Annotated in this window: 27 protein-coding genes and 2 pseudogenes; 14 read left to right on the top strand and 15 right to left on the bottom strand. The window is 57.3% G+C overall.

Features of this window, described 5'->3' with window-relative positions; genetic code table 11:
- The first annotated feature begins 1 nt into the window (after position 1).
- Positions 2 to 334 (top strand): hypothetical protein, encoded by a 333-nt coding sequence (locus FJV83_RS30055; protein ID WP_142878006.1) that lies wholly within the window; start codon positions 2 to 4, stop codon positions 332 to 334.
- An 864-nt stretch (positions 335 to 1,198) separates the two neighbouring features.
- Here the strand turns inward: FJV83_RS30055 and FJV83_RS30060 are convergent.
- Positions 1,199 to 1,501, bottom strand: coding sequence for a hypothetical protein (locus FJV83_RS30060; RefSeq protein ID WP_142878007.1), 303 nt, complete (start codon positions 1,499 to 1,501; stop codon positions 1,199 to 1,201).
- 976 nt (positions 1,502 to 2,477) lie between these two features.
- Between FJV83_RS30060 and FJV83_RS30065 the strand changes: the two genes are divergently transcribed.
- Positions 2,478 to 3,254: a class I SAM-dependent methyltransferase gene (locus tag FJV83_RS30065; protein WP_095789653.1), complete on the top strand. Its 777-nt coding sequence runs from the start codon at positions 2,478 to 2,480 to the stop codon at positions 3,252 to 3,254.
- 793 nt (positions 3,255 to 4,047) lie between these two features.
- On the opposite strand, the gene FJV83_RS30075 is transcribed toward FJV83_RS30065, so the two are convergent.
- On the bottom strand, positions 4,048 to 4,287 hold the full coding sequence (locus FJV83_RS30075) for a hypothetical protein (RefSeq protein WP_142878009.1): 240 nt from the start codon (positions 4,285 to 4,287) through the stop codon (positions 4,048 to 4,050).
- Positions 4,288 to 5,267: 980 nt separating this feature from the next.
- Between FJV83_RS30075 and FJV83_RS30080 the strand changes: the two genes are divergently transcribed.
- Positions 5,268 to 5,567: a DUF1236 domain-containing protein gene (locus tag FJV83_RS30080; protein ID WP_095793424.1), complete on the top strand. Its 300-nt coding sequence runs from the start codon at positions 5,268 to 5,270 to the stop codon at positions 5,565 to 5,567.
- A 519-nt stretch (positions 5,568 to 6,086) separates the two neighbouring features.
- On the top strand, positions 6,087 to 6,251 hold the full coding sequence (locus tag FJV83_RS36635; RefSeq protein ID WP_179296032.1) for a hypothetical protein: 165 nt from the start codon (positions 6,087 to 6,089) through the stop codon (positions 6,249 to 6,251).
- Positions 6,252 to 6,684: 433 nt separating this feature from the next.
- Here FJV83_RS36635 and FJV83_RS30090 read toward each other — a convergent pair whose 3' ends face one another.
- A complete protein-coding gene (locus FJV83_RS30090; RefSeq protein ID WP_245318228.1) occupies positions 6,685 to 7,131 on the bottom strand; it encodes a hypothetical protein in 447 nt (148 codons plus the stop codon).
- Between the two features lie 314 nt (positions 7,132 to 7,445).
- On the opposite strand from FJV83_RS30090, the gene FJV83_RS37275 reads away from it, so the two are divergent.
- From FJV83_RS37275 to FJV83_RS30105, 3 genes and pseudogenes are all read left to right on the top strand, one after another.
- Complete coding sequence (locus FJV83_RS37275; protein WP_245438105.1) at positions 7,446 to 7,940, top strand: hypothetical protein; 495 nt, start codon at positions 7,446 to 7,448, stop codon at positions 7,938 to 7,940.
- A 248-nt stretch (positions 7,941 to 8,188) separates the two neighbouring features.
- Positions 8,189 to 8,347, top strand: a pseudogene (locus FJV83_RS37280) (alpha/beta hydrolase); the annotation flags it as partial.
- Positions 8,348 to 8,457: 110 nt separating this feature from the next.
- Positions 8,458 to 8,784: a hypothetical protein gene (locus tag FJV83_RS30105; RefSeq protein ID WP_095789540.1), complete on the top strand. Its 327-nt coding sequence runs from the start codon at positions 8,458 to 8,460 to the stop codon at positions 8,782 to 8,784.
- Positions 8,785 to 9,510: 726 nt separating this feature from the next.
- Here the strand turns inward: FJV83_RS30105 and FJV83_RS30110 are convergent.
- Positions 9,511 to 9,783, bottom strand: a complete 273-nt coding sequence (locus FJV83_RS30110) for a hypothetical protein (RefSeq protein WP_142878010.1) — start codon at positions 9,781 to 9,783, stop codon at positions 9,511 to 9,513.
- 977 nt (positions 9,784 to 10,760) lie between these two features.
- Here FJV83_RS30110 and FJV83_RS30120 point away from each other — a divergent pair.
- The 3 genes from FJV83_RS30120 to FJV83_RS30140 all read left to right on the top strand — a co-directional run bounded on the left by FJV83_RS30120 (position 10,761) and on the right by FJV83_RS30140 (position 13,075).
- Complete coding sequence (locus FJV83_RS30120; RefSeq protein ID WP_095789654.1) at positions 10,761 to 10,982, top strand: DUF768 domain-containing protein; 222 nt, start codon at positions 10,761 to 10,763, stop codon at positions 10,980 to 10,982.
- A 1,485-nt stretch (positions 10,983 to 12,467) separates the two neighbouring features.
- Complete coding sequence (locus FJV83_RS30135; protein WP_095789655.1) at positions 12,468 to 12,677, top strand: hypothetical protein; 210 nt, start codon at positions 12,468 to 12,470, stop codon at positions 12,675 to 12,677.
- A 95-nt stretch (positions 12,678 to 12,772) separates the two neighbouring features.
- A complete protein-coding gene (locus tag FJV83_RS30140) occupies positions 12,773 to 13,075 on the top strand; it encodes a hypothetical protein (RefSeq protein WP_245437838.1) in 303 nt (100 codons plus the stop codon).
- A gap of 233 nt (positions 13,076 to 13,308) precedes the next feature.
- On the opposite strand, the gene FJV83_RS30145 is transcribed toward FJV83_RS30140, so the two are convergent.
- The 3 genes from FJV83_RS30145 to FJV83_RS30155 form a co-directional block, all read right to left on the bottom strand.
- Positions 13,309 to 13,665, bottom strand: a complete 357-nt coding sequence (locus FJV83_RS30145; protein WP_095789656.1) for a lactoylglutathione lyase — start codon at positions 13,663 to 13,665, stop codon at positions 13,309 to 13,311.
- 658 nt (positions 13,666 to 14,323) lie between these two features.
- Positions 14,324 to 14,914, bottom strand: a complete 591-nt coding sequence (locus FJV83_RS30150) for a DUF1003 domain-containing protein (RefSeq protein ID WP_210202258.1) — start codon at positions 14,912 to 14,914, stop codon at positions 14,324 to 14,326.
- 288 nt (positions 14,915 to 15,202) lie between these two features.
- On the bottom strand, positions 15,203 to 15,424 hold the full coding sequence (locus tag FJV83_RS30155) for a hypothetical protein (RefSeq protein ID WP_095774526.1): 222 nt from the start codon (positions 15,422 to 15,424) through the stop codon (positions 15,203 to 15,205).
- An 85-nt stretch (positions 15,425 to 15,509) separates the two neighbouring features.
- On the opposite strand from FJV83_RS30155, the gene FJV83_RS30160 reads away from it, so the two are divergent.
- Both FJV83_RS30160 and FJV83_RS37285 read left to right on the top strand, forming a co-directional pair.
- A complete protein-coding gene (locus tag FJV83_RS30160) occupies positions 15,510 to 16,370 on the top strand; it encodes an ATP-dependent DNA ligase (protein ID WP_095793391.1) in 861 nt (286 codons plus the stop codon).
- A gap of 43 nt (positions 16,371 to 16,413) precedes the next feature.
- A pseudogene (locus FJV83_RS37285) lies at positions 16,414 to 16,629 on the top strand (hypothetical protein); the annotation flags it as partial.
- A 57-nt stretch (positions 16,630 to 16,686) separates the two neighbouring features.
- On the opposite strand, the gene FJV83_RS30170 reads toward FJV83_RS37285, so the two are convergent.
- From FJV83_RS30170 to FJV83_RS30200, 6 genes are all read right to left on the bottom strand, one after another.
- Entirely contained in the window at positions 16,687 to 16,872 is a 186-nt protein-coding gene (locus FJV83_RS30170) for a hypothetical protein (RefSeq protein ID WP_142878453.1), read from the bottom strand.
- A gap of 844 nt (positions 16,873 to 17,716) precedes the next feature.
- Positions 17,717 to 17,935: a hypothetical protein gene (locus tag FJV83_RS30180; RefSeq protein ID WP_095789545.1), complete on the bottom strand. Its 219-nt coding sequence runs from the start codon at positions 17,933 to 17,935 to the stop codon at positions 17,717 to 17,719.
- Positions 17,936 to 17,941: 6 nt separating this feature from the next.
- Complete coding sequence (locus FJV83_RS30185) at positions 17,942 to 18,208, bottom strand: hypothetical protein (protein WP_095789546.1); 267 nt, start codon at positions 18,206 to 18,208, stop codon at positions 17,942 to 17,944.
- An 85-nt stretch (positions 18,209 to 18,293) separates the two neighbouring features.
- Positions 18,294 to 18,494: a hypothetical protein gene (locus FJV83_RS30190; protein WP_095789547.1), complete on the bottom strand. Its 201-nt coding sequence runs from the start codon at positions 18,492 to 18,494 to the stop codon at positions 18,294 to 18,296.
- 323 nt (positions 18,495 to 18,817) lie between these two features.
- Positions 18,818 to 18,991 (bottom strand): RNA-binding protein, encoded by a 174-nt coding sequence (locus FJV83_RS36640; RefSeq protein ID WP_179296034.1) that lies wholly within the window; start codon positions 18,989 to 18,991, stop codon positions 18,818 to 18,820.
- A 224-nt stretch (positions 18,992 to 19,215) separates the two neighbouring features.
- Positions 19,216 to 20,097, bottom strand: a complete 882-nt coding sequence (locus FJV83_RS30200; protein ID WP_185973336.1) for an SRPBCC domain-containing protein — start codon at positions 20,095 to 20,097, stop codon at positions 19,216 to 19,218.
- A 1,810-nt stretch (positions 20,098 to 21,907) separates the two neighbouring features.
- On the opposite strand from FJV83_RS30200, the gene FJV83_RS30210 reads away from it, so the two are divergent.
- Entirely contained in the window at positions 21,908 to 22,099 is a 192-nt protein-coding gene (locus FJV83_RS30210; protein ID WP_095789551.1) for a hypothetical protein, read from the top strand.
- Between the two features lie 514 nt (positions 22,100 to 22,613).
- A complete protein-coding gene (locus FJV83_RS30220; protein ID WP_095789552.1) occupies positions 22,614 to 22,916 on the top strand; it encodes a hypothetical protein in 303 nt (100 codons plus the stop codon).
- A gap of 107 nt (positions 22,917 to 23,023) precedes the next feature.
- Here FJV83_RS30220 and FJV83_RS30225 read toward each other — a convergent pair whose 3' ends face one another.
- Positions 23,024 to 24,016: a glycosyltransferase family A protein gene (locus FJV83_RS30225; RefSeq protein ID WP_095789553.1), complete on the bottom strand. Its 993-nt coding sequence runs from the start codon at positions 24,014 to 24,016 to the stop codon at positions 23,024 to 23,026.
- Positions 24,013 to 25,320: a cytochrome P450 gene (locus tag FJV83_RS30230; protein WP_179296036.1), complete on the bottom strand. Its 1,308-nt coding sequence runs from the start codon at positions 25,318 to 25,320 to the stop codon at positions 24,013 to 24,015. The genes FJV83_RS30225 and FJV83_RS30230 overlap by 4 nt, the downstream gene beginning before the upstream one ends.
- Positions 25,321 to 25,525 lie beyond the last annotated feature (205 nt).

Genomic DNA, 25,525 nt, shown 5'->3' on the forward strand with positions numbered 1-25,525 from the left:
GATGCATACCGTAAATCTCGACCAACTGGCTGGCCGGCGCGTACTTTCAAGGGAGGGTCATTGTATCGGTCATCTGGAAGAGATCGTCGCCGAGGAACATGGCGACGAATGGGTGGTCACCGAATACCATGTCGGTATTTTCGCGGCGTTCGAGCGCCTGTCAGCCTCGTCAATCGGCACGGCCATCCTCGACCTCGTTCGGATGCGGCACCGCAAGGGCATTTATCGAATTCCTTGGGACAAACTCGACATTTCCGACCCGAGACGGCCGACCGTTTGCTGCTCACAGCAGGAGCTCGCAGCGATTCAATCCAGCGCTTCAGTCAAACGCTGAGGCCACAGTCTGGCGCCAGGCGCTGTCGAGATGATGTTTCGCCCCGATACCTATAGGGCTCTGAGGCTGCGAAGAGGAGTCGCGTCACATGGCTACGAAGGTAACCCTGCAGATATCCACGGAACGTGGCGTGCCGAGTGGGTGAGCTAGCACCACGCCAGCGCAGGGACGCGGCACAGCGACACAGATGCGGCGGTTCGGGCGTGGCGATCGTATGGCAACCGCATGGGTTCTGGGGTGGCGTAGATCTTGGCTTGGTTATCCTGGCCGTCGCTCCGCTGGTCGCGATGTCATATGTTCGGCCGACGGATTGGAACGTTCGCGCTGACCGGGGGCTTGTCGGGATCCACAATACAACGACCTTTCCCCCGATACCCTTTTTGGCGCTGACCTAGTCTAGAGCTGCGGCGATAGCCGCCGGTACCATTACAACGACAATGACAGCGACAATCCCGAACACCATTTGTCAGCCCGGCGATGTCTTGCCGCACGATCTATGTCATCCAAGCTGTGAAGCATGAGCTTGGTTAACTGTGTCGCGGGCACAGCAACCAACCCTTTCGTCGCTCGTTGACCTTTGCTGGTTGATCCCAGCACGCTTCCTGAAACTGCCCGCTGCTCTGCCACGGAACAGCGGGCTTTTTTAGTCGATTTTCAACGTCCCGCTAAGCCACGTGGAATGGAACACCTGTTCAGATTTCTTACCGCGTACTATCCCGCTCCGGCAGCGCTGCCCAAACTGGCCCGCAGCCGGGGTTCCGCCACACAGTACGTTCTGGATCAGCGGCTTCGCAGAACGATTACTGGCAACTATGGGGAAGTCGGCGATTTGGCCGCGTGCTGCGCGGCCACCAGCCACCTCGGTCAGGTGATCTCGTAGTAGAAATCGCAGATCAGATCAGCGACTTTCACGGCCTCGAAGTCCGACATGTGCGCCGCGTTCTCAACAGCGACCGTCTCCAAATCGTCTTGATCGATAGCCACAAGGTCAAGCAATTTTGCAAATTTGATTTTGAGTTCGGGGTCGCCGTCGAATTCGTCGATCGTGACATTCAGAACGTTTACGTTCGCTTCGATCACTCTCGTTTGAATGCTTTCCGAGGAGGCTGCTAGCGCGCGGATCGCGGCGAAGAAGTGTTCACGAGCATTAGTATATTTGTCGTCCATTTGGTACCTCTATCGGCAAAAAACTGCACCCTGGACGCGGGGGGCGAGCTGCGCACCTACGCCTTTCATCGAGCAGATGTCAACAACCTCGGCGGCTTCCTTAAGCGCGCGCAGCGCCATCCACGGCAGGTTGAGGCGGCATACAAACGGACAGCGGGCCCTTTTTCGCGTATAAGCGGAACCCGATATTCAACGGCTTGTTCCTGTGACGGCAGCATTCCGCTGCTGGCCAAGAACCCGCATCCTTGGCCGAGCCCGCTTCTCCCGCCATTGAGGCGGGCCCACTTCGGACTACTCCGTGTGAATTGCCCGCTATCGAAAGGTGGCGGGCTTCGGTCTCTACCAATTGAATGACTAAAGGCCGCCGGCTCTTCAGCAGCTGCCGCTGACCAAATGCCGTCGGTGACGCGCTTGATGATGGTGGCCATGATTGCCACCTCGTCGCCACCTTGATGCTGCCCCGTACAATGCCCTGATTCAAGAGCGGGAAATTGCGGCGGCAAGGTAGCTATATCTAGTTCGATCCTAAGTCGGGGGCCTGGCATCTTGACGCGACTATGCGTCGGGATGCTCGCTGCCTACTTCCGCCTCGCCGTTCCAATGATGCGAGCTCCATCGGGGGTCGAGCATTTTTGCCTTAGCGGGGGCTCACGGCCCCTCAGGGGAAGGCTTCATGCATCACCCGGCGGAAATCGCACCTTTCGACTTTCTGCCCGCAAGTCGCAAAGGCATAAAAGTGGTCGGCGTGGTACAGCGGCCAGCTCCTATGCGCACTTGTGACGCCGGCCCAGCAAAGACAGAAAAACAGGATTAGCGGAGGCGAGATGCGGGCGGCCTGAATTGACCCCCGCCTCTCGGCATAATCGGAATTCTGGCCCCTTCTATAACTATTTGTAAGGCTTGCGTCGTGTGAACGCATGAGGATCGATCAGGACGAGTGAAATCTATTGGCAAGCCCAGAATGGAGGTTGCTGTGATGGGCGATTCTGATGGTGATGTAATGACCGAGCGGTCATTCGAGGGGAGCGCTTATAGCAATTACCGATCGAGCCATAAGACCCCAGGCTACGGCGCCGATTACGCCAAAACCTTCCGTTCGGGCTACTATGCTGCCTTGTGGTCGCGGATCGAACGCCCGCTGGTCGAAAGCATTCTCAGGCCTCTTGGCGGGCCGGGCCGCAGCTGCCTCGACTTCGCGTGCGGCACGGGCCGCGTTACAACTGTTGCAGGACCGTTGTTTGGTGAGGTCGTTGGCGTCGACGTCTCTCAATCCATGCTTGCTTGCGCGCGGGTTCCGGGCAACGTCAAGCTGGTGAAAGCCGATCTGACGGTGGCCCCCCTTTCCAGAAGATTCGACGTGGTTACGGCTTTTCGATTCTTCCTGAACGCCGAAGACACTCTTAAGCGGGATGCACTGTCGGCCATTCATGAGCATTTGAACGACGGCGGGTTGCTGGTGTCGAACATCCACATGAACGCAGCCTCGCCAATGGGGCTGGTCTGCCGCTTTCTGAACCGAATTCGGGGGCGCGTCGTGCGCAGTACGTTGAGCATCCACGCATTTCGCCAGATGCTCGTTGCCAACGGGTTTGTTGTCGAACGGGTCATCGGCTATGGGTTTTTGCCGCGGCCGGGGTGGCTGCTACCAAGGCTTTGCGAAATGTTGGTCGGGCCTGTTGAGGCGATATGCAGGAGAGCCGGTGTGCCAGCACGCTTTGCTCAGAATTTCTTGGTGGTCGCCAGAAAGCGATAGTCGCAGATCGGCTTCCCTCGGGGCGAGGCGTTGTCTACAGCCGATCGAAATCGGCAAGTCCGAGACGCATAAGATCCTTCGCTTGGGTTGAAGCCCAAAGGCGGCCGCTGCGGCGAGCATGCACCCTTATTTGTGGAAAATCTTCTGGCTGGTTTTGGCAAATCGGAAGCCAGTTCGCCAACGAAATGGCACAGCAATATTGGGGGTGAGGCAACGCAAACAGGAGAGTATCATGAAGTCATTCGTGACAACTTTCGCCAGGGTTCTGGCTAGCAGCGCATTCATCCCAGTCCTTCGAACCTCGTCAACGCGCCGAACCCCAGCTATCCGAGTCTGAGCGGACCAAGTCTGACCGGCAAGGTGGCCCGGATGTCCGACACTCAGGTGGCGCGAATGAAGAAGCGTTGCGTCGACGTTCTGAGCAACGCGGGCGCTTATGACCGGGACCTGCACCAGCTCTGCCCGCTGATCGCGCGACGTTAACGTGCAGTTCGGTCGGGTGTCGCTCGGTAATGTCCCGTCAACCGAGCTGCCATCAAAAAAAGCCCGTCACTGCTTCCTCAGTGGCGGGCCTTCTAATGTGGTCCAGAATGTCGATGATGTCTTTACGCAGCCATCGGCTACGTGAGCCCACCGAAGTGCGGTCAGCAAGCTGCTCAATGACCGGCAAGAAGCGAGTGCCGAGGTAAGGCCTGGGCCTCGGCGCCACCCGCATGGTCCCTGCCGCCTTGGCTCGCTCGTGACCGCCTATTGAGGCGAATGAAGGAAGTAATTCTTCCGGTTCTTGTCCGGGCTATTTCCCCATGCTCAACGCAACCAACAGTGCCGGCACGAAGAAGAGTCCAATTGCCATCACTACGACAGCGAAAAGGCCCAGTCTCTCCGTTCGTCTGACGAGGTCCTCAATATTGTCGTCCTCCGCAGAAAGGAGGAGGTCAAGCGCTGACGAGGTATCAGGAGCAGGGGTATTGTTGTCATTTGCGGCGGCTTGATTTGCACCGTCATGGACTGTTGGCCGTTCGACAAAGGTCACGGCCTGCCTCGCTTCTAGGTATCTCACAACGTCACCTCCAAGTCGCATGGACAACAAAGCGGTCCGCCCACGGGCGGCGCCAAAGGGTGCGGTCGTAACGTGCTTGATAGGCCTCGGTTGCGGGGCAGGGACTTCAGTCGGGTAGCCCCCGGACCTTAGCCCTGCAGGGGCACGCAAATGCGTGGACCGTTTGCGCGACCGTTATTAATCGAAATTGGAGGGGAACATCAGGGCCGACGGCTCCAGCCGCGGCTGATCCCGGCAGCGGCTGCCAATGGCGGCCAGCTATTTAGAGCGAGCGGAGGCGACTGAAGCGAACAAAACTCCAGTCATCGGGGGAGTAAGAGCCAAAGATGACCTATTGCACAATGAAATTGCCAACACTCTAATTCGCAGCCAGCCTACCACAGCGACTTTTTCCCGCCTTTTTACCCCTCACGACCTATATGGTTGCGTTCGGTGCGGCTCTGTTCTTCTTCTGGGATGGATTTGTGGATACCGCCTTGACAGCCAAAGCGCGAAATACTTGCCCCGCGAGGCTTCCCAGTTTTCGTGGCCCTCGGTGGCTAAAGTGGGCCGCATAAGAGGAATGCGTGGTGAGTAACAAGTTGAGGACCCGCTAGCCCGCGAGGGGGCAACGCGGGTCCTATCAGCACAGGAAGGGACGTAGCTGTGCCGATCCACTATGTCAGCCAAGAACCAGTCCGGCATTAGCAAAGTGAGCGCCACCGCAAAGTTTGGCGCAGCAACCATCGCGCTTGGCTAACAGTTCTATAAACCTGATGTTCCGGGCAACACTGACCGCCCCTTTCCAGTTCCGCGCAGCTGGAAGGGCCAAGACAGATGCTTTTGCTGTGGGTCTTTAGTCCGATTCATTATGCGACTGAAGTCTGAGCACGGGAACCATGCCGCTAGCGGTAAGTTCGGAACAGCGGCGGGCGGAAGGTCCCGCTGTCGTCAGATTACAAGAGGAGAAAATGATGAGAATGCACCTCACCAGCGCCGCGGCGGCGCTCGTCCTGTTTGCTGGCGTTGGCGCAGTGGCCGCCGAAGATGTTGTCATCACACCTGAGCAGGATACCGTAGTGCGCGAATACGTGAAGAAGCAGCCGCTGGCTTCCGTCAAGCTTCCGGGCGTGGAACTCAACGTCGGCACGCCTGTGCCGGATACGGTCGAGCTCCACGAGGTTCCGAAAGTCAAATACCGCTACGTCGTGATCGACAACCGGACGGTTCTTGTGGATCCGAGCACCCGAAAAATTGTGAAGGTCTATGACTAACCTGGATTGCCCTCGCTCCACCGCCATCGATGGCGGTGGAGCGTTGTAGGCTTAACTTCAAGCAAGAGTACGCGAAGCTCGGATAACAGGGGACTTCCGCCATGGAGGAACCCACCGGCCGGATCCACTAGGAATCTTCGCCCTTCATCGCTGCCGTGCAACAACTTGAGCGGACAAGCTAGCGGACTGCGACACCCGCCCCGGTAATATGTCCGCCATGACAATGAGGTGGCACCACCCCCCCGTACCGGAGAGCACTGTGCAAATTGGAGAGATTATCGCTAATGTGTTCGCCACCGTTTTGCTGCTAGGTCTTCTGGCAATCATGTTCTTCGTCTCCGGAAAACAACTCTTACCCGAACGGACGGCGCGAATGGTGATCGTCTTGCCCGTGGATGCGATAAAGACAGCTGCGTTCAAGAACACGCACTTAAATTTGCCATCCAGTTTTAATGTAGGGGTTGTCCAGCCGCGACCAGATGGTCGGCGACAATGATTGGCAGAAGTGAAAGCAGAAAGATGAAGCTCGAACGCCTGGCGGCGTCGGTACCAAAGCACGAGTTCGAATTTCTGATGAAGCTTGGGCAAATGACGCGAGCGGAAATGTTGGCTCTGATCGAAAAGCATGACGGACAACGTGCCGCAGTTTATGCCGATCTCGCCAAGAAGACCGCGCGGCGATGAAGGTGAAGCGGATGCCACCCGCTCATCCCGCATAGGCCTTGTTCGGGGCATGCGGATTTCGGTGCGAGCGGAGGCGGGACGAGCCCGACGGGCCATTCGAACACAGACACGTTGAAAACGGCTTTTCTTCTGGTCGCGCTTCGGGACGCCGCACGGACCTCGCCTTCCGCGTCAGGGCAGTTCTATCTCACGCACGCGACGATCAGGGCGGTTCTTCCCATTGGCGCCGGCCGCAGGTCTGCTCACAAGCGATACGATTGCTGGGACGATATTTTGCGCATTGCGAAGGCGATTATCGCTGCCAATCACTGGAGGATTGCGACTGTCAGGCTCGAACGTCTGCTGCACGACGCCCAAAGCATCCCTCACTTGGTCCGTCTAGACGGGGGCCCACACCAAACGTCCCCCCACGAACGCAGCGCTGTGTAGATGATCAACTGGATCGGCCGAAGTGACCGGAACTGCGAAGCTTTGCCAATAGCATCGCTGCCGCCCCTCGGAAATCAACACGCGCATGCTCGCTGAGAGGAGATGATTCCCAGGCAGCCAGCTCCGCTACCAACACAGCGGTCTCGCCGTTTACCGACGCGCACCTCAGATCTCCGGTCTTCTCCATCAAAACTATTGCGGTGCCAGCGTCGTCATACCCGATAGCGGCCATCCGTTGGACGTGATTGTCACCATAGATACGAACGTCGAACAAGACAGTTCCCGATGTTTTCGCCGCGGCATCAGCGACGCGATCGCCGAATGGCCGATGCATGCCGTCGCCGTCGCCGAGCGACTGCTCGAATAGCACCATTTCAACATGTTCCGCGACCATGCCGGCCAAGGTGCCCGCACCAGTTCGATTGGCAATGGGTTCGGCGGGGATATCCACACAGCATCTACGCCTAAATTACGGAATTTTAATCAATACCTCAAATGAGCGACGCACGGCCGCGTCGAAGATCAAGCCGTGCGCTAGCGCCTGATTGTTCCGGCGACGAATCGGTCGAACCACCACCCATTGGTTGCGCGGAAAGATCACCACAACACCGGCAGCTTCCGGCGCCTGTCGGATGCGAGTAAGGGGATCTTGTCTTCGCTTAGTTTGGACCTAGCGCCAAGCCTGACGCAGGCCAGTTCAATAGCGCGTGCGCTGATCTGGTTTTGTTGGGCCGTTGGGCAGGCAGGGAGCCGCGACCGGAACCTTTGCTACAACCGAACTTGCCGCAAGATAGCAGACGTGGGATCGATTTTCTCAACGACTGGATCGCGGAACACCTCCCGGAGACCTTCATCGAAGACCCGGCAGCCATCATGGATCTTGCTGATCAGTTGTTGCTCGCGGCGGAAAAACAGGGGGTTATCTCGACGGGATATCTTCGAAGAGGTAGGCAGCCTCTTCCAAGGTCATTCTCGAAGCGATGCAAAACCGATCCGGAGGGCGGTTCTACAGCCGCCGCTGGGGCTAATAAGGCAGTTCCAAGAACGACCAAGGACACCTACGCCACACAAAGGACAGCAGGGAACGTCCCGAGCCGGATTTCTGGCGGGACACGTGGCTGGACGTTTGACGTCAAGCGCGCGCTGACGTCAGGCTACGCCGGTGAACTCCGATATGAACTCCGAATCGATGAGGAACTGGCGGGCAAAACAGATGCCGAACCTAAACCCACGATCGAGCTAAAGCTTCATAAGCGCTGACTCAAGGCTGGCCAACAGCTTCCGTGAGACGACCAAGGCGTCATCTCAGCCGGCGTTTTTCTAATCTTCGTGGGCTTCCTCTGGATGCGAAAATGGCGGCCGGTTGGGCATGCTCGTGGTCCTGGCGCAACGCGTTGAAGCGAGCGGGGTCCACACGACCGTCGCTCATTTGATGCTGATGTGGCCTGATCGATAAGTATCTTCGGAACCCGAACTGCCCAAGCGTGTTTAGGTAGCTGCAGAATGACGTGACGCGACATCGCCATGCCCGGGTGGGCGATCGAAATCTCTTCATCTGCGAGGCGGGCCCAGAGGATGCTCCTGTGGACGGATATTGTTGCTCGTCCTTCCAGTTTCGGCGGCTAATGCCGGCGCTGGCAGATCGCTGGCACACTATCGCCTTCGACTGAGGCTCGAAACGCATTTCGACGAAGCCCTGCCGCTCGTTCGCGATTTCCTTTCGCGCACGCTGAACCGATTGCGGACATGAACAACACTTCGATATAGGGAGACCTTCATGGCCACGAAGCCGACCATTGCGCGCATCTGGCGCGGCCGCACCCGTCGTGACGTCGCAGGCATCTACGAACCCTACATACGGACAGAAGGCATTCCGCCACTTCAAAAAGTGGCGCTCGGCGTGCAACTTTTCCGCGAGGATCAGGACGACGAGACTTGGTTCACTACCATCTCCTATTGGCCGAACATGGAGGCGATGGCCGCTTTCACTAAAGGTAAGCCGGACAAAGTACATCATCTTGATCGTGATGCCGAACTGCTGATCGAATTGCCCGAGCGCATCGAAGTCCACCACATCCTGATCGATGAGCAGAACTTACGCTGATCAGCAGCGGCATGCGCAATCTCGTCTGTTCAGCATCATGTCGTTGATCTGGAGCCTCACTTAGGCAGCGATCAAGTTCGGGCTAGATGCGGATATGCCGCCGATCATGCTGGCTGGGCTGTGCTATGTCCTAACCCGATTCGATCCTTGTCGTCGTCCTCCGGGACCTGCGATCTGCCTTGGCCGAAGCCGATCCGGCCGCACATCGTTTCGGCGCATCGACGAATGCCGGCACCTAGGGCCTCCTGTTTCTTGGGAATGCAGGACCGTGCCTTCCGGCCCGTCGGGCTTGCGACCTCTCGCTGATCCCGGTTCTGCTTTTCGCGTTATCCGTCCTCGTGGGCGAGGAACGGCAAACTTGGCGTCATGGCCTTGTGCTTGGGCTGGGGCTGCATCAGCCTCGTGGACCTGTTCTCGTCTCGTCTGGCCTTGCAGGATCGGGATCCGGTATGGGGCTTGCCGCTATCGTCGCCGGCACCGCTGCTGTTGTCTGGGAAGCACGCTTGCCGAGTATAGGCGGCCCCAAGTCTGAACGCTTGGTCATAAAGCGCCGACCCGGTTCATCGACAAGCGCCTTTTTCCCCCTAGGCGAGACGTGGCTCTGAACCAGACGCACCTTGTCCAGATCAACAGTAACCATTGTGCCCAGCGCGACCGTGACCTTCCTGACCAGGCACCTGCAGGCCGACGCCTATGATGGCTATGGTGAGCCCTATGCCGCGGCCTTCAACTCTGCCGCGATGCAGAGGCCTGAGGCTGCCGGAGTGCAGCGCGGTGCTGAAGCAGGCCGTGAAACGATCGCACTCGCGAATTGACGCCGCCCGGCGGTTGGCGAAGTTTGCTCATAGGGCCGTACTTGTTGAACCGATGCTGATCCAGATGGGCGAGCAGCGCATCGATCTGCCGCTCGGCCAGCGCCTCGAAGGCTGTGCATATATCGATCCCGCACGCCTTCAGGATTTCGCGAGCGCGCTTCGCAGTTTCGTTCCGGTCATGCATCAGGGCAGTCTCCGATTATGGCGGCAGTTGCCTTGTTAACCAGCATAATCGACTTGCCGTATGGCTTGCTAGACCGGAGAGCCAATCCGGGCCGCCTTGGCCGGATGGCCACCTATTATCTCACACAACCGGTTTTGATTCTAAGAGAATTCGTGTGCAGTTGTAGAACGATTTTCGTTTGGGGATATACAACTAAGTGGTCCATCCCTCGTGGGTGTAGCGGCTCCAATCGCAGAAGCCCATCGCTTACGGAATAGCCGCGACGTTCTGTTCTAGGTGACCGACGAAGGAACAATTTTAGCGAGCGATTATTTCATAGGTCAGTTAGCCGAGGGAGGCTATCTTGACCCGACGACTGATGGACGAAGAGCGCTTTGAGCGCGCTGATCGTGAGGCTAAGCCATTAGTCGAAGCAGAGACGAAGGCGCGAAAGGCAAAGACGGCACGGTTGCGGGAGCTTCGTCTTTCGGCACAGCCTACGGAGAAGTCAGCTCCGGTTAAAAGGCGCCGGCCGCCCGCCAAAAAACCGTCGCCGAAGATTATCGAAGTCGACTAAGGCCAAAGCTGCTGTACTGCCTCGAGAACGACGTAGATGGCTGTTGCCAACAAGGATCAGCAGCGCGTCACCTACACATGTGGCTCCCCTGATACGGCGCGGCCCGGCGCGAAGGTGTGGCGCCCACGGCCGGGCCTGACCGGCGGGGGCACGGACTCGATACAGGGCACCGGATCGCGCTTTATATCAGCGCTCACTGAAGCTTCCGCCGTGCAAATGAATGACTGCGCTCAGTTTGCTGCCACCGGTCATTTTATCCGGGTGGCGGGTCTCCTTTTTCTGGAACCCTTTCATCGTTTGCTAATTGAAGTCGCGGCGGCCCGGTGCGTGCCGCTGGCCAACGTTGGCATGACCTTAGTTGGTCGGCCCGCGTCCGCTGCAAATGGGCGCGGGCCAATATGTGAACGTACGGAGGGTGCGGATGAGCCAGCGCGGTGTAGATTTTTTGTACAAATGGATTTCGGCGAACGTGCCCGAAACGATTGGTGCCGATATCATCTCGGTGGCTGAGCTTACCCAGCAGCTGTTCGCCGACGCCAAGGCAGTCGGACTCAGCAGTACCGAGATCGAGGAAGACACAGGTAGCGTGTACGAGGCGATCCTTGATGCCGTAGTGCACCACGATGCCGGCGTGGCGAACTGACTGGCCTTGCTCTATGCCGATAAAATGGGAAAAGGCTGGACGGTTCTAACTCTCATCGACGGAAAGATGAAGCTGACAATGTTCTGCCACGTCTCCAGTTGCAACCATAGCAAAATGCTGGACCTGCAACTGCTCAAGACAAGGCTTGGTACGGACGCTCCCGCTATGGCGGATGACTTGAGCCCGAAATTACACTGCGAGCGATGCGGCTCGGAAAAGGTCGGGCTAATCTACGCGCCAGACCCAAAACTAGATGTCGACGGAACCTCTATGCGGGAGGCAAGGCGGGCGGCCGACCGGCGGCTCTGCAGTGCATGGCGCTGGCCACAGCCGATCGCCAGGACGCGCGCGATACTCCGGCGGCTGCCAGCGAACCGCCGCTCAAGCAACTTCGCATGGCTGTCGCAACGACCCTTGCCGTTTCCGAGTTCGGTATTCGAATCTCGGTCTCCTTGAACCCTGCATCTCGCAGAGCAGCGATCACGTCATTTGGGGCGCGCGGAGTGAAGATATCCGCCGGCATGTTCATCCGGTCCATATGCACCTTCGGGAGGAAGCCCAACACGATGCGCCCGCCTGTACCAAAACGCGCGCAAGCTCCGCTGATCCAGCTTCAAGGCTTTGCCAGAAGTATACCGTGTGGACGCTTAGGGCCTCAAATGTCGAGTCCCGCAAGGGCAGGTCTTCTACTGTCCCGAAGTGGAACTCGGCTCGTCCGGCGCTCACAGCCTCGGCAAACTGACGACAGGGGGTTTTTACGACGTCCTGAGAGCGATCAACACCGCAGACCAATGATGTGCCACGGAGACGTCGAGGCAGTGCTGCGCCGCCCCCGAATCCGACTTCCAGGACTCGATCTTCCGGCACCAACTGGAGTTGATCGAGAGCGTAGCTGTTCAGCCGGGCGTTGCCGCGATTCATTCCTGCCCGAACTAGCCAGCCGCCGATCCCCGACGGCCAAGAGAGCTGCTTAGCTATGAACGTTGGCGCCAATCCGGTCCACCCCATGCCGATCTTAGAACGGTTCGCTAGGGACGAGCAACAGTCGACGAACTGCCTAACCATTCCTAGGGACCTAGAGCCGCATCAAGCTCCAGACTGTGTCCCGCCTAATGTTTGATGCCGTACCCGAGCGACGTAGCCGCTTCTTTGTTAAAGAGTGAGGCCTCTTCTTCGGTATTGAAAGGGTAGGCAGTAGCTGCACCGTCTGGCTTGAGCATGACGGCTAGGAACGGGAAACCCTTCGCAGGCGGGGGATACACGATGAATGCCGGTTTTTTGCCCATCTGGCACCCTTAGCACGAACCACAGCGGTTAAGCCAATTGGGCGGCAGGCTGGACGCTAATACCCACCAATGCCGTGGCCTGCCCCAAAAGCGGCCAGCTACGCAATGGGTAAGCCTGGCATCATCTGCCGCGTGAAACACTTGCGCGGCGAGGAGAATTTGCGGCATGCTTCCCTCCAGGACTTTCGGGAGGAAAATCATGCCAATCCGGCGAAAGGCGACTGATGCCGGTATATTCGACGCAACCGAAGTGGCGCTCCTCGGCAGGGTTTTCGATAAGCTGAAACTTGAGCAAGGGTCACCGGACACCCTCGATACGATCGCATCGCGAATTATCGCAAATTATATGGCCGGCATCAAAGACGAGGCTGAACTCGTCTCGCTTTCGCGATGGCCGCTCCGTCGCTAGGATTGGCCCGGCCAGCCTTCAGGTTGACACAGGATGACTAGCCGGGCCGCGCCGGTTGTCCATTACGCGGTAGTTGTGAGCTTTGTGAAAGTGGAATGCAGTGTGGCAACGTCCGCTACTGCCGTTCGGCCGATCTGATGATGGTCTGTGGCGGGGGCGTCGATCCTCTGAAGCTGAAGTTCTACTGCAACCGCTGCAAGCCCGATATCAAGATCACGCTGCTCGAGGTGCATCCCGAGCACCTTCCCAAGAAGCTGATGATCCACAAGCCGATGAAAATCGGCGGCAGGGCACCTGGTACACGGAACGTTTTCGTGGATAGCGACCGCCTCACAGTCCGATCAGCTGATCAACCCGGGGCGGGCCGTCAGGGCCGGCAAGATGGCGGCGGCGCCTGAGGGCAGTTCAAGGACCGGCGCGCAGCTGCTGTAGAGGTCGCCTAAACCCTCGAGGGCGTCGGGGCGCACTTGCCTCGAAAATCAGCGCGCACGGAACATTAGGCCTAAAAGTTGGTCCCGGCGGCTGGCGGTGCCCCTCCATCGCCTGCCTAAGATCGGGACTCGGATCGACCGCGCCTCTGGGCGCCCACAACGGTGTCCTGCCGACGCCGTCAGGTAGACTTAGCCAAGGTTTATGTATGGAAGGGCCTTGAGGGCGGCTCTGCCAGGGTGATCTGATTTCCATCAGGATCTGCGATTTGCGCGATCCTCCCGTAGTCACCTTTCGATTCACCTGTGAGCGTCACGCCGATTTCTTCGAGCGATTTGCGGGTTCTTTCCATCTCTGGGACGACAATGGTCAGTCTGCCTGACCCAGCATTCTCCTTGTCATGGAAGATTTGAATGTTCGCGCCCGCAACATTACGCCATTGAATCAGTCCATCCATGGGACGATCATCAGGCCTCCGCTCAAAAAGCTGGCTATAAAACTTCTCCGCACCATTCATGCTGGTTGTCGCGAGCGCCGCGTAAATTGCTTGGATTTGCATGCGCATGCCTCCATTTCAAATCTGCTCCTCTAAATGAGAAAGAGCGCAGTTCCGTTCCAAAATTCGTGTCAATCGGGAGTAGCAGTGTTCCCTAGGGTTGAGGACAAGAGGAGCGTCGATGCCGTCGAGACGAATTCGCTGCCCGTGAACTTCGATTGTGATCTCTGAAATCGAGTGGCCAAATATCTTGGCGATGTCCACTACGCTCGATCCCCACGCCCGCTCAGTGATGAACGTTCCACGATCGCTGATAGACGCCGAAATGTGCGTCCCTGCGTTTTGCCAGAACGAGCGGCAATCACGGTGCTCGAAAAGCTACGCGTCCGTTTTGGACCGGACAAGCCCGCCATTGGAGTGGGATCTGAAGCCGCTCGGCTAGAATGCGATGCATGCCAGTAAAAGGAGGTCGGGCAACGACAAAGGTACGCGGATGATGGGAGGAAGGGCTGGCAGCCGGCGGGGTGGGAATCGATATATTTCAGCAATTTCTGGTCGAGATGTTAACGCGTCGAGCATCGTTGCGGTCTTGGCCTACATGGCGACCGGATCAATCTGGAAGGCCTTGTCTCGACCATCCAGGATGGCGCGCGTCAGTACGATGTCGCGATCAGCCTGATCTATAAGTGCGCCGCATGGGAAGTGCCAGGCCTATGGAGCCCTAGCTGGTCGATATAGGCTGCGCGGAGTCAATCGGCGCCGTCCGCTCGCTTACCTCTTCGATCTTATCGAGAACAGCTTCGGGCGCCACGTCGCGCTTGAGCTCCTTCAGTTCGCCGTCTGCTTCGGTGTTTACGTTCAGGCGCTTGGCAATCTCTTCCACCAGCTTGATGAGTTTGGTCGTCTCATGTTCATTCAGCAGGCTCATCTGCAGATCGAGATCTGACCTGGCATCGTCCTCTGCCGCCATGCGATTCTGGTTGATCAGCACGAAGGTTGAGAGAAAGATTGCCTCGACCGAGGCAAACATTGCGAGGATGACCAGCGATGGATCAAACGGCTTGATAAGGGCTGTGACGCCGAGGTTGAGTGCAATCCACGCCCCAAAGAACACAAAGTGGATGTAGACGAACATCATGCTGCCGGCAAAGCTGCTGATAGCTGCGGCCGCGCGTTGCTCCAGGGATGCAGCCGTGGCGTCCCGTTTTCGCCGTTCGACCAGTGCTTCTATATTTCGGGCCAGGGCAGGGGCGAGGCCCTCCGGCGCCGGGGTGGTCGGCCGGACGGAGCCGTTGCTCTGCGAGGTGGCCATGGGATCCATCGTGTCTCTCCTCTTTAAGGCGCCTAACTCCCTGTTCGACAATTCGGTCCATTGGCCGATGTCGGCAGGCGGGAGATGAGGCGTCCAAGCGAATTTGCGCACAGCGTGCTTAGACCGGCGGCTTCTCGTTCCTTCCGAACTTTAGCCGTCGCTAATAGTAGGTGATTTGCGGTACTTGCTTTCCCGCTCCGGCCGCGACCTGCGCGGCCGAGGGATGTGTGGCAAGAGTGGTCGGCGGACGGCCAGCCGCAAACGCGCGCTGGCGGGACTCCTTTCCCATTATTTGGTGCTGGGGGCAGACGGTTTCATCATCACGCGCAACTGCATCTTATCAATAGTTGCGACGATGGCAGCCGCCAGCGCTTCCGCCTCATGGATCAACTCCGGCCCATAGAGGCCGTTCACCGCTTCCTGGCTCGGTAGGACGCCAGGCGGACAATGCTCCTCTATCGTCGCTCTTATCAACCGTAACGCGTCGCGGGCCTCGGGATCGTTTTTCATGCTCGTCGAACACGCTGGTGGGATAAAGGTTCCTGAACTATTTTAGCTAAAGCTGATAGAATCGCGTGTTTTGCGAGTCCTGGGTATGCGTCTGAAATTCATCAAGCCGATGGAGCCTGAACTGGTCGATACCCCGCCGCAAAGCGCGGACTGGATCCACGAGATCAAATACGACGGGCACCGGACCCAGGTCATCAAGGATGATGATGGGATCCGGCTGATCACGAAGAATGGCTACGACTGGACGGGCCGCTATATCCAGCTTGCTGGCGAGGCAGAGGCGATCGAAGCGAAAGACTTCATCATCGACGGCGAGACGATCACCATCAATGAGGCGGGCCTGTCCGACTTCCACGCACTGCAATCAGCCGTCACCAGCCGCAAGCCATCCAGCGACCTGTATCTGGCGGCGTTCGATCTTCTACACCTCAACGGGCACGATTTGCGCGACATGCCGGTGGAAGACCGCCGTGACATCCTCCAGGCGCTGATCCCGACCGGTGGCCGCATCCAGTTCAGCGAAGCAATGCCGGGAACGGGCGATGCCGTCTATCATCTTGTCGACCAAGCCGGCTTGGAAGGCATGGTGTCAAAGCGCAAGGGCAGCAGCTATCGCAGTGGTCCGACGATGAACTGGCGCAAGATCAAGTGCTATACCGAAAAGGAAATGGACATCATCGGCGTGCAACGGGAGGCCGGTAAGCCTGCGATGGTGCTGATGGCCGACAACGGCCGATATGCCGGCGGCGCGTTCGTGGCATTCAAAGCAGATAAGCGGCAACGGCTTTGGGATCGGGTGCAAGGCAAGATTGGCGGCCCGACACCGATAGGTCTGAAAAAGGCCAAGGCTGAGTGGCTGAAGCCTGGGCTGGTCGGACGCGTTCGGTTCCTCAAGGGCGAGGAAAAGCTACGCCACGCCACGCTGAAGGATTTCTGGGATCAGTGATAGCGTTCGCCGGCTCAACTAACTTGCAATCAGCTCTTACACGATAGACCCGGATGAGGAATATAATCCTGAGGTTGCGGCGATATGCTTTCTGGTGGCAGCGGAAGCGCTGCACCTAAGCATTATCAAGCCGTTTATCTCGCCGCACTGCGACCACTACCGAGCAACGCGTGTCCTGTATGAGGTGCTGTTGAAGACCGTCCGGGCAGTGACTGGCAAGGAAGTCGAGTTCATCAGGTGGAACACGACTGGACCCGTGGAGCTCCGACTTGATGGGGACGCGGCCCGGCGCGAAGGTGGCCACCCACGCACAGTCCTAATTCTCCGCATGACTGAACACGACAGCGCCGTTTTCCTTGCGAACCTCGACTGAAACGACACCATCGTCACCCTTTCGGGCCGGGAACATGGAGATCGCGTGATCCTTCGCCATCTTCTCAGCGTCGAAGGTCTCCTTGTCGACAATGCCCTGTCTTCCGTACCAAATGACAGTGTAGGCCATTTTTTTGCTCACCATACGTCCGGCTAGAACATATACCAGTCCAGCCTATTTCGCAGCCATGTAGGAGCCACTATGACGCGCGAAGCGCTTCGCCAGTGTAGGAGGGCGGACACAGGAACGCGCGCTGGCCGGTTTCCGCGATCGATAAATGCCCGGCGCCAAGTAAATGCATGTCTGCTAATATGAGCCATCTCGCACACATTCACGCGTGACGAATATAGGAGATGCAAACATGGAGATGATTTCATCACGATGTTGTAGCCGATCACTGCTCCTTCTACTCGGTCTAACAGGCGCAGCAGTCTTTGGAGGTTGGACATCCACGCAAGCGGCTCAGAAGAACACATCGTGCGCGTGAAATCCCACCCACTACCCCGTTCCGCGGCACAGTCATCCCAATGCCTAGGCTGTCACGGTCGCTAGGGCAAAAATGGCAGCTGGCTTAAGCAGCGGGCCGGTTGTGTCGGCCTTTTCCCCGAACCCGAACCGACGGTGCCACTTACGCCAAACGGTGTGCACTACGTGTGGACTTGGGACGAAGATGGCATCATCGACGTTTAAGTCAGCGACCCAGGCGGCATCACGTTCGCTAACCGGCTGACGCTCCGAAGAAGAAGTGAACACGTAGGGTCGGGCCGGCACCTATGAAAATACGCCGAGCGCCATGCGATACTATTCCTGTAAGTCGGAAGATGCCAAAACTGTCATCAGGCTGCTTGCCGATCTGGCCGAAAATAATCTGCCGCGAGAACCGCCGTTGGGAATGCTCCGGCGACCCTGAGGCTGGGCCTTTGGACCAGCATCAACTAACCGTAGCTCTGGTAAATTTCGGTCGAAATTGGCGTTATCTTCTGACGTCCGGGAACATAATGATTGTCGCGCCATCTTCGGGGTCGAGCGGCTCGTGCCATGCCTGTGCATGCCATAGAACCTGGCGCAGGTTGCGCTGGTCGACCGACTGCCCGCAGTAGGGACAGGAGTAGAAGTGATCTACCTCTCGTGCCGTTTTCCTGCCGTGTCGCTTGCCGGGAATAAGCGGGCCAAGGTCTGAAAGCTTGGTCATAGTGCGTCAACCAGTTTCATCGATCAGCGCCTTTTTCCTCTTGGGCGGGACGTGGCTGTGAACCAGCCGCACCTTGTCCAGATCAACAGTGACCATTGTACCAAGCGTGACCGTGACCGTGTCACCGTCGATCCGCGTGACGTCGCCGGTTAGCTCGATCTGCTGACCCTTCACCACCTTAGTGGCCGGATCGACAATCGAATGGGGAAAATTGTAGCTCGGGATCGAGACGCTTAGGCGGTCTTCGGTGACGCGCTTAAGCACCGTCGCCATTATTGCCACCTCGTCGCCGACCTTGATGCTGAATGCAAGGATTCTGGTGCGGCATCCAACGGCGTCAAGGATTAGCGGAAGCTAATTAATCTCTGCCGACCGCGAACTTGAAAACATCTCGCCGTCCCTGGTCCACCACGCGGAACCAATGAGCCTGCACAGTTCTGACGACGAACGGTCCGGTCATAACTTTGCTGACAGCCTCCAAAGCTGTCGCGCCGTGGGCAATGTGCCGAGCTACAACTTCGTCACCCTGCATTTCATCGATATGGTACTTTGTCGTCATGGGCTCCTCGCCGGTGCCGAGCCCTAAACGTCATTGATCAGCGCAAGTTCCTCGCGGCTCAATTGCCCCCGCAAGCGCGGCCCTTTTTAAGAAACCCTCAGCGCAGATCGGCGGCGAGCTTCTGGCCTTTAGGTACCGTCGCAAGTGTCACTGTCCTTTCGCTATCGCATATGACGCAGCGTCGGCGATATCGCGTAAAATCCGAAGTGGTCCCCCAACGCCCCAGTGGTTTGCGCGGCGTGCGCGTGAGAACCGAGGCGCTGTCGCAAACGGCACCGGGATGGCTTAACGTTATGCAGCACCCTCACAGTTTGAATATTGAATTATGCGCCCTTGGTGGCGCGGCGCTTTGAAAGCGCCCGCCACAAGCCCGCCTCTTCCTGTGTCGCGTCATCAAAAACTTGGAAGGTTTCCGCAGCCAGGTATTCTCGTTGCTCGCAGTCTTTTTTGGCCAGGCGACGTTCTTCGCACAGCCGGTCAAACACGCGCTGGAGCATGTCCAGATCAGCGGGGCAATAGACACCACTGCAACGCGCTAACGACATGGCCGGCGCCCTAAAGCGAGCCTTATTAGCATTATCTCATACAACCGGTTTTGTTGCGACGGGTTTCGTTAGGACAATCCGATTTCCAGGGACCACGCTTACCCCTCTTGCCGGCGTTGGGGCCAGGAGTTATTACCGCGCATGCTCATCCTGCCGAAACGCAAAACTCCGCCGAACTAGTCGGCCTGATTCTTCTTGTGCAATTCAACTTGCATCCAAGGCTCCCACCGTCCAGATCGTAGACGTTGCCACTGTCCGTTCGCGGACTGACCGTCTTGAGCGATACGCCCCCTGAACCGTTGCGTTTCGCTCACTGATTCCCAGTTACCTTCGTTGAGGGTCATACGCGCATCGAGGATGTGCCCATTGCTGTCATAGCTGCGGGTTGCGAACTCCCCAGGGCGTCCTGATGGCGAAATAATTTCCAGTCCGGTCATTTCGCCGTCCTTAAGTACGGCGTGAACATCGTGGAGGAGGAACCGGTTGCCGGGCATCCAACGATACACATCTTCGGCGTGCGATAAGGTGCCGTCGTCATCGCTTCCCAACATCTTGATGGTCGTGTTCCAACCTCCAACGAGGACATCCAGAGTCGCGAGATTTGAGATGTCAGCACCGTCTTCCTGCCTGCCGTCTGGGTCATGCCGTAGGACCCTGGCCAAATTGGAAAGCATCTCTTCCCAAATTGCTTGTGCATCGTCGGGACCCGCGCCTCGCTCAACGAAGTCCAATCGTGTTTTCCGACCATCTGGAACGATCGTCACGTCGATTTGAGCTTCGCCCGCGAAGTGCTTGGGCACCATTAGGCTGAAGGCCAGCCGCCGCGGTCGTTCGACCACGGAGTAATTTCCGTTGTGTGCGATCACTTTTCCTGACGAATACTCAGTTATCGAGTAGGACCCTCCAGGTACAGGACTCGTCAGCGCGGTAATATCGTTGCTAGGCGACTTGAAGAACCATCGCTCCATCATGTTGGGGACGACCCACGCATCAAAGACTGCCTCAGGCGTCGCATCCAGATGTACGGAAACTCTAGCTCGTACATCAGAGGCGACCATCGCATACATCTCCTCTACAACCTGCTTCTTCGATTGAGTGGTTCACAGCGACTAATTTTCGTGAGGCATCCATCCAATCCGTGGTGTACTCAGGTTTGCTGACCGTCGATCTCATGACAAATCTCCATGCTTTCCGCCAAGCGTACAGAAATTCGTATTGGGTACGACACGCGCCGCGCTAGATTCAAACGGAAACACTACCCGAAAATGGGTGGTACTGACACATTCGCGAGGCCAGCTAAGCCTACGCAAATGCGGCCGTCCCTTGTGCTTGTGCTTGAAGACGGAGTTCGGTCAGGTTGGGACCTGGAGGTCTCGCTGGCGGAAGCCCGATCTCTCGCCGCGGCGCAAGGTCATGCGCCGAAGCCGTCGATTTCCTAGATAGTTGCCGGCCGGATGTCGCAGTTCTAGACATTCTCCTTAGCGATCGCCAGTGCATTGATGTCGCAAAGAAACTTCACGCAGATGACGTTACTTCGCTTTACATTCGGCTTAGCACCGACAGAGATCGACGGCGCTTTCCGATCGGGTACGTTCCTAGTCAAGCCTGCGGGAGCGCTCGAAATCGTCGCGGCGGTCACGAAATGGGCCGCCGGAGACCAACGAAGGAACAATTTTAGCGAGCGATAATTTCATAGGTCAGTTAGCCAAGGGAGGCTCTCTTGACCGAACGACGGATCGACAAAGAGCGCATCGAGCGCGCTGATCGAGAGGCTAAGTTATTAATCGAGGCGGGGACGAAATCACGAAATGCAAAGACGGAGCGCTTGCGGGGCGCTACCTCTTTTAGGGCAAAAACCGACGGAGAGGCCGGCTCCGGTTAAAAGGCGGCCGCCGGCGAAAAAGCGGTCCCGGAAAAATATCGAAGTCGACTAAGGCCGGATCCCCCCTAGGAACTTTGGGTGCAACTCATGCCGGGCCTGCCCGACAGCGGTGGCCCAACTCGGACCGATAACGCAGGAGACCTGGCAGTCCAATCGAGGGAGATTGAACTGCCGGCCTCCTTACCGACGGCATGGATGCCGCCAGGTGGGTCAAAAATGCACAGACCTATAGTTAGCCGGCATCATTCGAATGGTGGGCGTCGATTATACTTTTCGCTGACCTGCGGCGCCAGATTCTCTTATCGGTGCGCGGCAGCCAACATCTGCGGAGCCGGCTAGCGATGGAGTGCCTTCGATGGAAAAGACAATGCCGGCATCCTCAAGCGCTTGGCGCATGGCGGTGATGTTGTGGGGACGCGGTTTCCTAAAGCCGTTCTCAAAGTCCCTGATCGTCATTTCGCTAGATTGGCCTTGGCCGCCAGTCGCACTCGCGACCAGTTCAGTAGGGCTCGTGCTGCTTTCGATTGATCTGCTGACAGAAGATTTCTGTTCATAAGGACCTGAACATTCAATAGGGCTAAAATGTTCCCGCGACTTGGCGTGAAGTGGCCATCCAGAGAGCGCTTCTTTAGGGCAGCGCGAGGCGCGGGCGATTGCAATTCCTTATCTCGGAACTTGCTGTTCGGGGCATATCCGTTGATGCAGGATGAGGAACAGCAACTCATTTCCCTTCTGGATCTCGACGCTGTGCGCGATGCCTTCAAGAAGTCTGTCCACGAAACGATGTCTCGCCTGCCGAATCGGGCAACCATGCCCAATGCTTCATTCAGCAACTTACGGTTCACAACCCTTGGGAGGTGGCGGTTAGCCAGGTCACCGAATCGCCGGACGACGAGCCAGCCATAGGCCCGCAAAATCCCACTTGATCGAACGATTTCGATAGCCTTATAAAAAGCGACGTTACCCTTGCTTTCGGGAGGCTTGCGATGGATAACGTGGTCCCGCTCCGCAATGTGTCGGCCCGTGTCGAAGTGGCGGAAGTCTCTGGCGAATGGCTCGTTCGCGTCACCGAAAACGACCAAGAACTTACCCGATCATTTGACGTGGAAGAATATGCGCTGTCCTTTGCGGAAGGTCAGCGTATCCGGCTAGGGCTAGATGAGGTCATGCGGCTTTAGGGCGCTCTACGTCTGTGTGGAAACCAGGCATCAACGCAGCCTTGTTGCCTCAAGTCATCCACCGTTGGGCCGCCAGATTTTATGTTCCATGCAGAGTAAACCGCGGAATTGATCTATCCTGCGGGTGTGATGGCGCCACCCCGGCGCCATGCTGGTGCCGGTTTTTCAGGTAGCGCGCAAAGATCGACAGCTTCTTTTCATAACCTATGCGCACCATGGCTTTGCAGCTGTCGCATCTGAAGCTTCCGATTGTGCGGAGCCAGGAACCAGGCCTTGCCATAGGGGATGAGCAGGCCGGACAGTGGAACTCCATCGTCACGTCGCTCAATTCATCGCACAACGGCATTCCGAAGTTCTCCCAACCCATGTGTTTCCGAACTCACCGCCGGCGGGATGGTTCCTGACGACGGACTTCAGTCGCAGGCTGATCGGACCGAAGGCCCATTCTTACTCGCGCGGCCCTGAAGTCGAAGCTCTCGAGGGAACTTAATTCAGGAAAGACGCTTACTAGCCGATGGGCACACAGGGCGTTGAAATCTTCGCCAAACCGGTCTCACCGGACCATCTATCCGATGATCCGTTGGTGGCGCCCCATATATCAAACGGGATTTTGAAGGCGGCTGAGAACTCCAAGGCGGCCACCAAGTCAGGACCGGCTGAGGCGACTGAAGCGAACAAGAACCCTCTAGTACGCAAGATCCTGACAGCCTGCCGCAGTGACTATTTCCCCGTCCTTTTACTCCTTGCGGGCTATACGCTGGTTGCCTTCGGTGCGGCTCTCATCCTGCTTGTATGGTTGATCGCGCATCGTGCCTAGCAACCGCAAGCCGCAAAATAGAGATGCCACAAATCCACGCTTCAAGAGGGACTTTCCGGCCCGCATTTGTCCACCGCGATAATAGCACCACGCCGCCGACGGCCCTGTCATTTGCCCATTGTCAACCTATAATGCTTGCTCTTGATGCCCAAGAGACCCTGAACCCGCCCAGCTGCTTCGCCTAAGGCTCTTAGCGCATTGAAGAATGTCGCTCCCCCGGTAAAGGGCGCGAGCAACAATAGAACCAACCCCGAAAGTAGTTTGAAAAGCGCGGACAGAGGCGCACGGATCCATTTCGACCCGCGTCGACGATCGGATTTGTCGGATAAGGAAACAAGGGCGTGGTCGCGCGCTCGTTTTATCTGATACCATGGCGACAACCTCGCGCGAACAATCTGCTCACAAACGACTGCCTCGGGCGCCCACCCCGTTTTGGCGCCAACTCTCCATGCGTCACGTAGAAAACGCGTATCTTCTCCTCCGGTTAAATTATAGCGCTCATCGAATCGGAGGTTTTCCTTTCGAACAAAAGGCAGGCTGGCAAGCCAGTTGTTCGTTGACAGGACAATCTGTGCCTCTTGGCCGCTGGCTTTCCTAGCGGCGCATGTTTGCTCCACCTGCTGAACGCGCGACGACAGACCTTTCCAAACGACCCGATTCCAGAAGGTCAATGGGAGCGGGTCGGGAAATGCCCTGATCGGTCCTCCGACAATGTCGTATTGGCCGCGATGTTGTTCCGCCAAGAGTTCGAGAATCCAGCGGGGCGTGACGAGCTCGTCATCATCAACGAACGCAAGGCCCTCGAAATCCGAATCGGTAGCAAAGTCGAGAGCGGCGTTGCGCGCATAAACAATGCCCAGGCGGGGTTCGACGAGGTGGTGAATCTCGATGTGGGCACAGGTTGACGCAAATCGCTCCACTGCTTGCCGCAAGACTTCGCCATTGCCATTCTCGACAAGGATTATTGCTAACTCAAGGTCCGCCTCGATCTCGAGGCGACCAATCGAGTCGAGTAATTCCGAAACCATCCTCGGTCGATCTCTTGAGGCGATGCCGATATAAACGCGGGTCATGGCCTTAGCACGCGGTTCGCGGATCATCGCCTTGCCATCAACGATATCTGCGAGTCGGGACCCGGCTCATAATGAAAATGACCTCTGGCGACAGTTCCATAATTCAACAGCTTGACGGTGAAGTTTTCTGCGAGTTCCTCGACAAGCATGCCGCCCAACTGAAGCGTCCAATTGGCGCCCGGACATCGGTGGTGATCCAGTCCAAGCGGGGCATAGGACGCACTTGAGAATTTTCGGTCGACGAAACGGTCAGGCTTGAAGACATCCGGGTCGACGAACCGGGTCGCGTCCCTGTGCGCTTCCCATATGCAGATTCTGACCCGACTGCGCCTGGGAACAAGGAAGCCTTCAAAAACGATCGACGTCGTGGCAGTTCGAAGGATAAACTCGCTTTGCTGCATACGAAGAGTTTCGGAAACGGCTGATTTCGCCATCATCTCGCGTCGCGCAGCGTCGGGTTCGACCGCTATCGAATTCAGGTAATTTTCCTCGCCAGCCAGTTCGAGAAGTATCCAACGCCACAATCCGTGAAAATCATAACGAGCAAATTCGGTCATGTGTATTAAGTTGCCGACGACCGTGTCATCGAGCATCTGGGATCGTACCATGCATTCCAGCAGGCTCGAAGGCGGCCCTTCCGCCTCCTTCAGGTCATTCGCCAATGTAAGCACCAACTCTCTGATACGCGCGTACTTCGCGTGCTCGGTGGGCGTAATGACAATATGCATGCCATTTGGGGCGTAATCATTGAACGCGTCTGTTAGTTCACGAGCGATGCTGGATCCGTCTTTGGCGCCCAGGACGATCTGCAACATCACCGCCGTCGACGCCTGCTTAAGAATTTGGGCTGCTGCAGCCGACTGCACTCGGCCTTCGCCGGTGGTCAGTTGGGTCAGGCGGCCGTGAAGGATAGCCCGAAGCTCTGCGCTGCGACCTTCAAGGGAAACGGCTCGAAAAGCAGCTAAAAACATGCGCCGATAATCAACGTGTGTCTCTCCTTCCATTGCTCTTAAGAAGCCCTCAGGAAAGATCGGGGTCATATCGATAGTTGCGGCGCGCAGCTTGGCCTTGTTCTCCGTCAGAAACCTCAAGCCTAGTTCATGCCCGACAATGCAGGTCGTGAGCTTTCCACCCGACCAAGTGGTGAAGATGTTGCCATATTGGCGGTGCAGTTCCAAAAGATGAAACTGGTCACGTGGCGACCCGGTGCTCTCTGAAATGATGCTTCCAGGAGCCAGTCGGCTGGATGTGAACATTCCCTGCAGTCGGGCTTGGCCTAGCTTGCTGGCGATTTTGAAGCGGTCTACTAGATGTCTCTTCGCAGCGCCCATTAATGTCATCCCCTGGATTATCGGTGCGCGTTCCCTCAATCGAGACCGACCTTTGGTGTCATCCACTCCATTTGCAGCGCATTAGCTCTGACTCATTTTAGCATAGCTCGCGGCCTTGCTCGCTTCCTACCAATGGCTACAATCCCGACTGGCTCGCAATGGACCTTTGGCGCGCAGAAGCGCGATCAGGCCTGAAATCTCTCCC

Origin of the sequence: Mesorhizobium sp. WSM4307 (genome assembly GCF_007003945.1) — a bacterium.
In the GTDB taxonomy this organism is placed as follows: domain Bacteria; phylum Pseudomonadota; class Alphaproteobacteria; order Rhizobiales; family Rhizobiaceae; genus Mesorhizobium.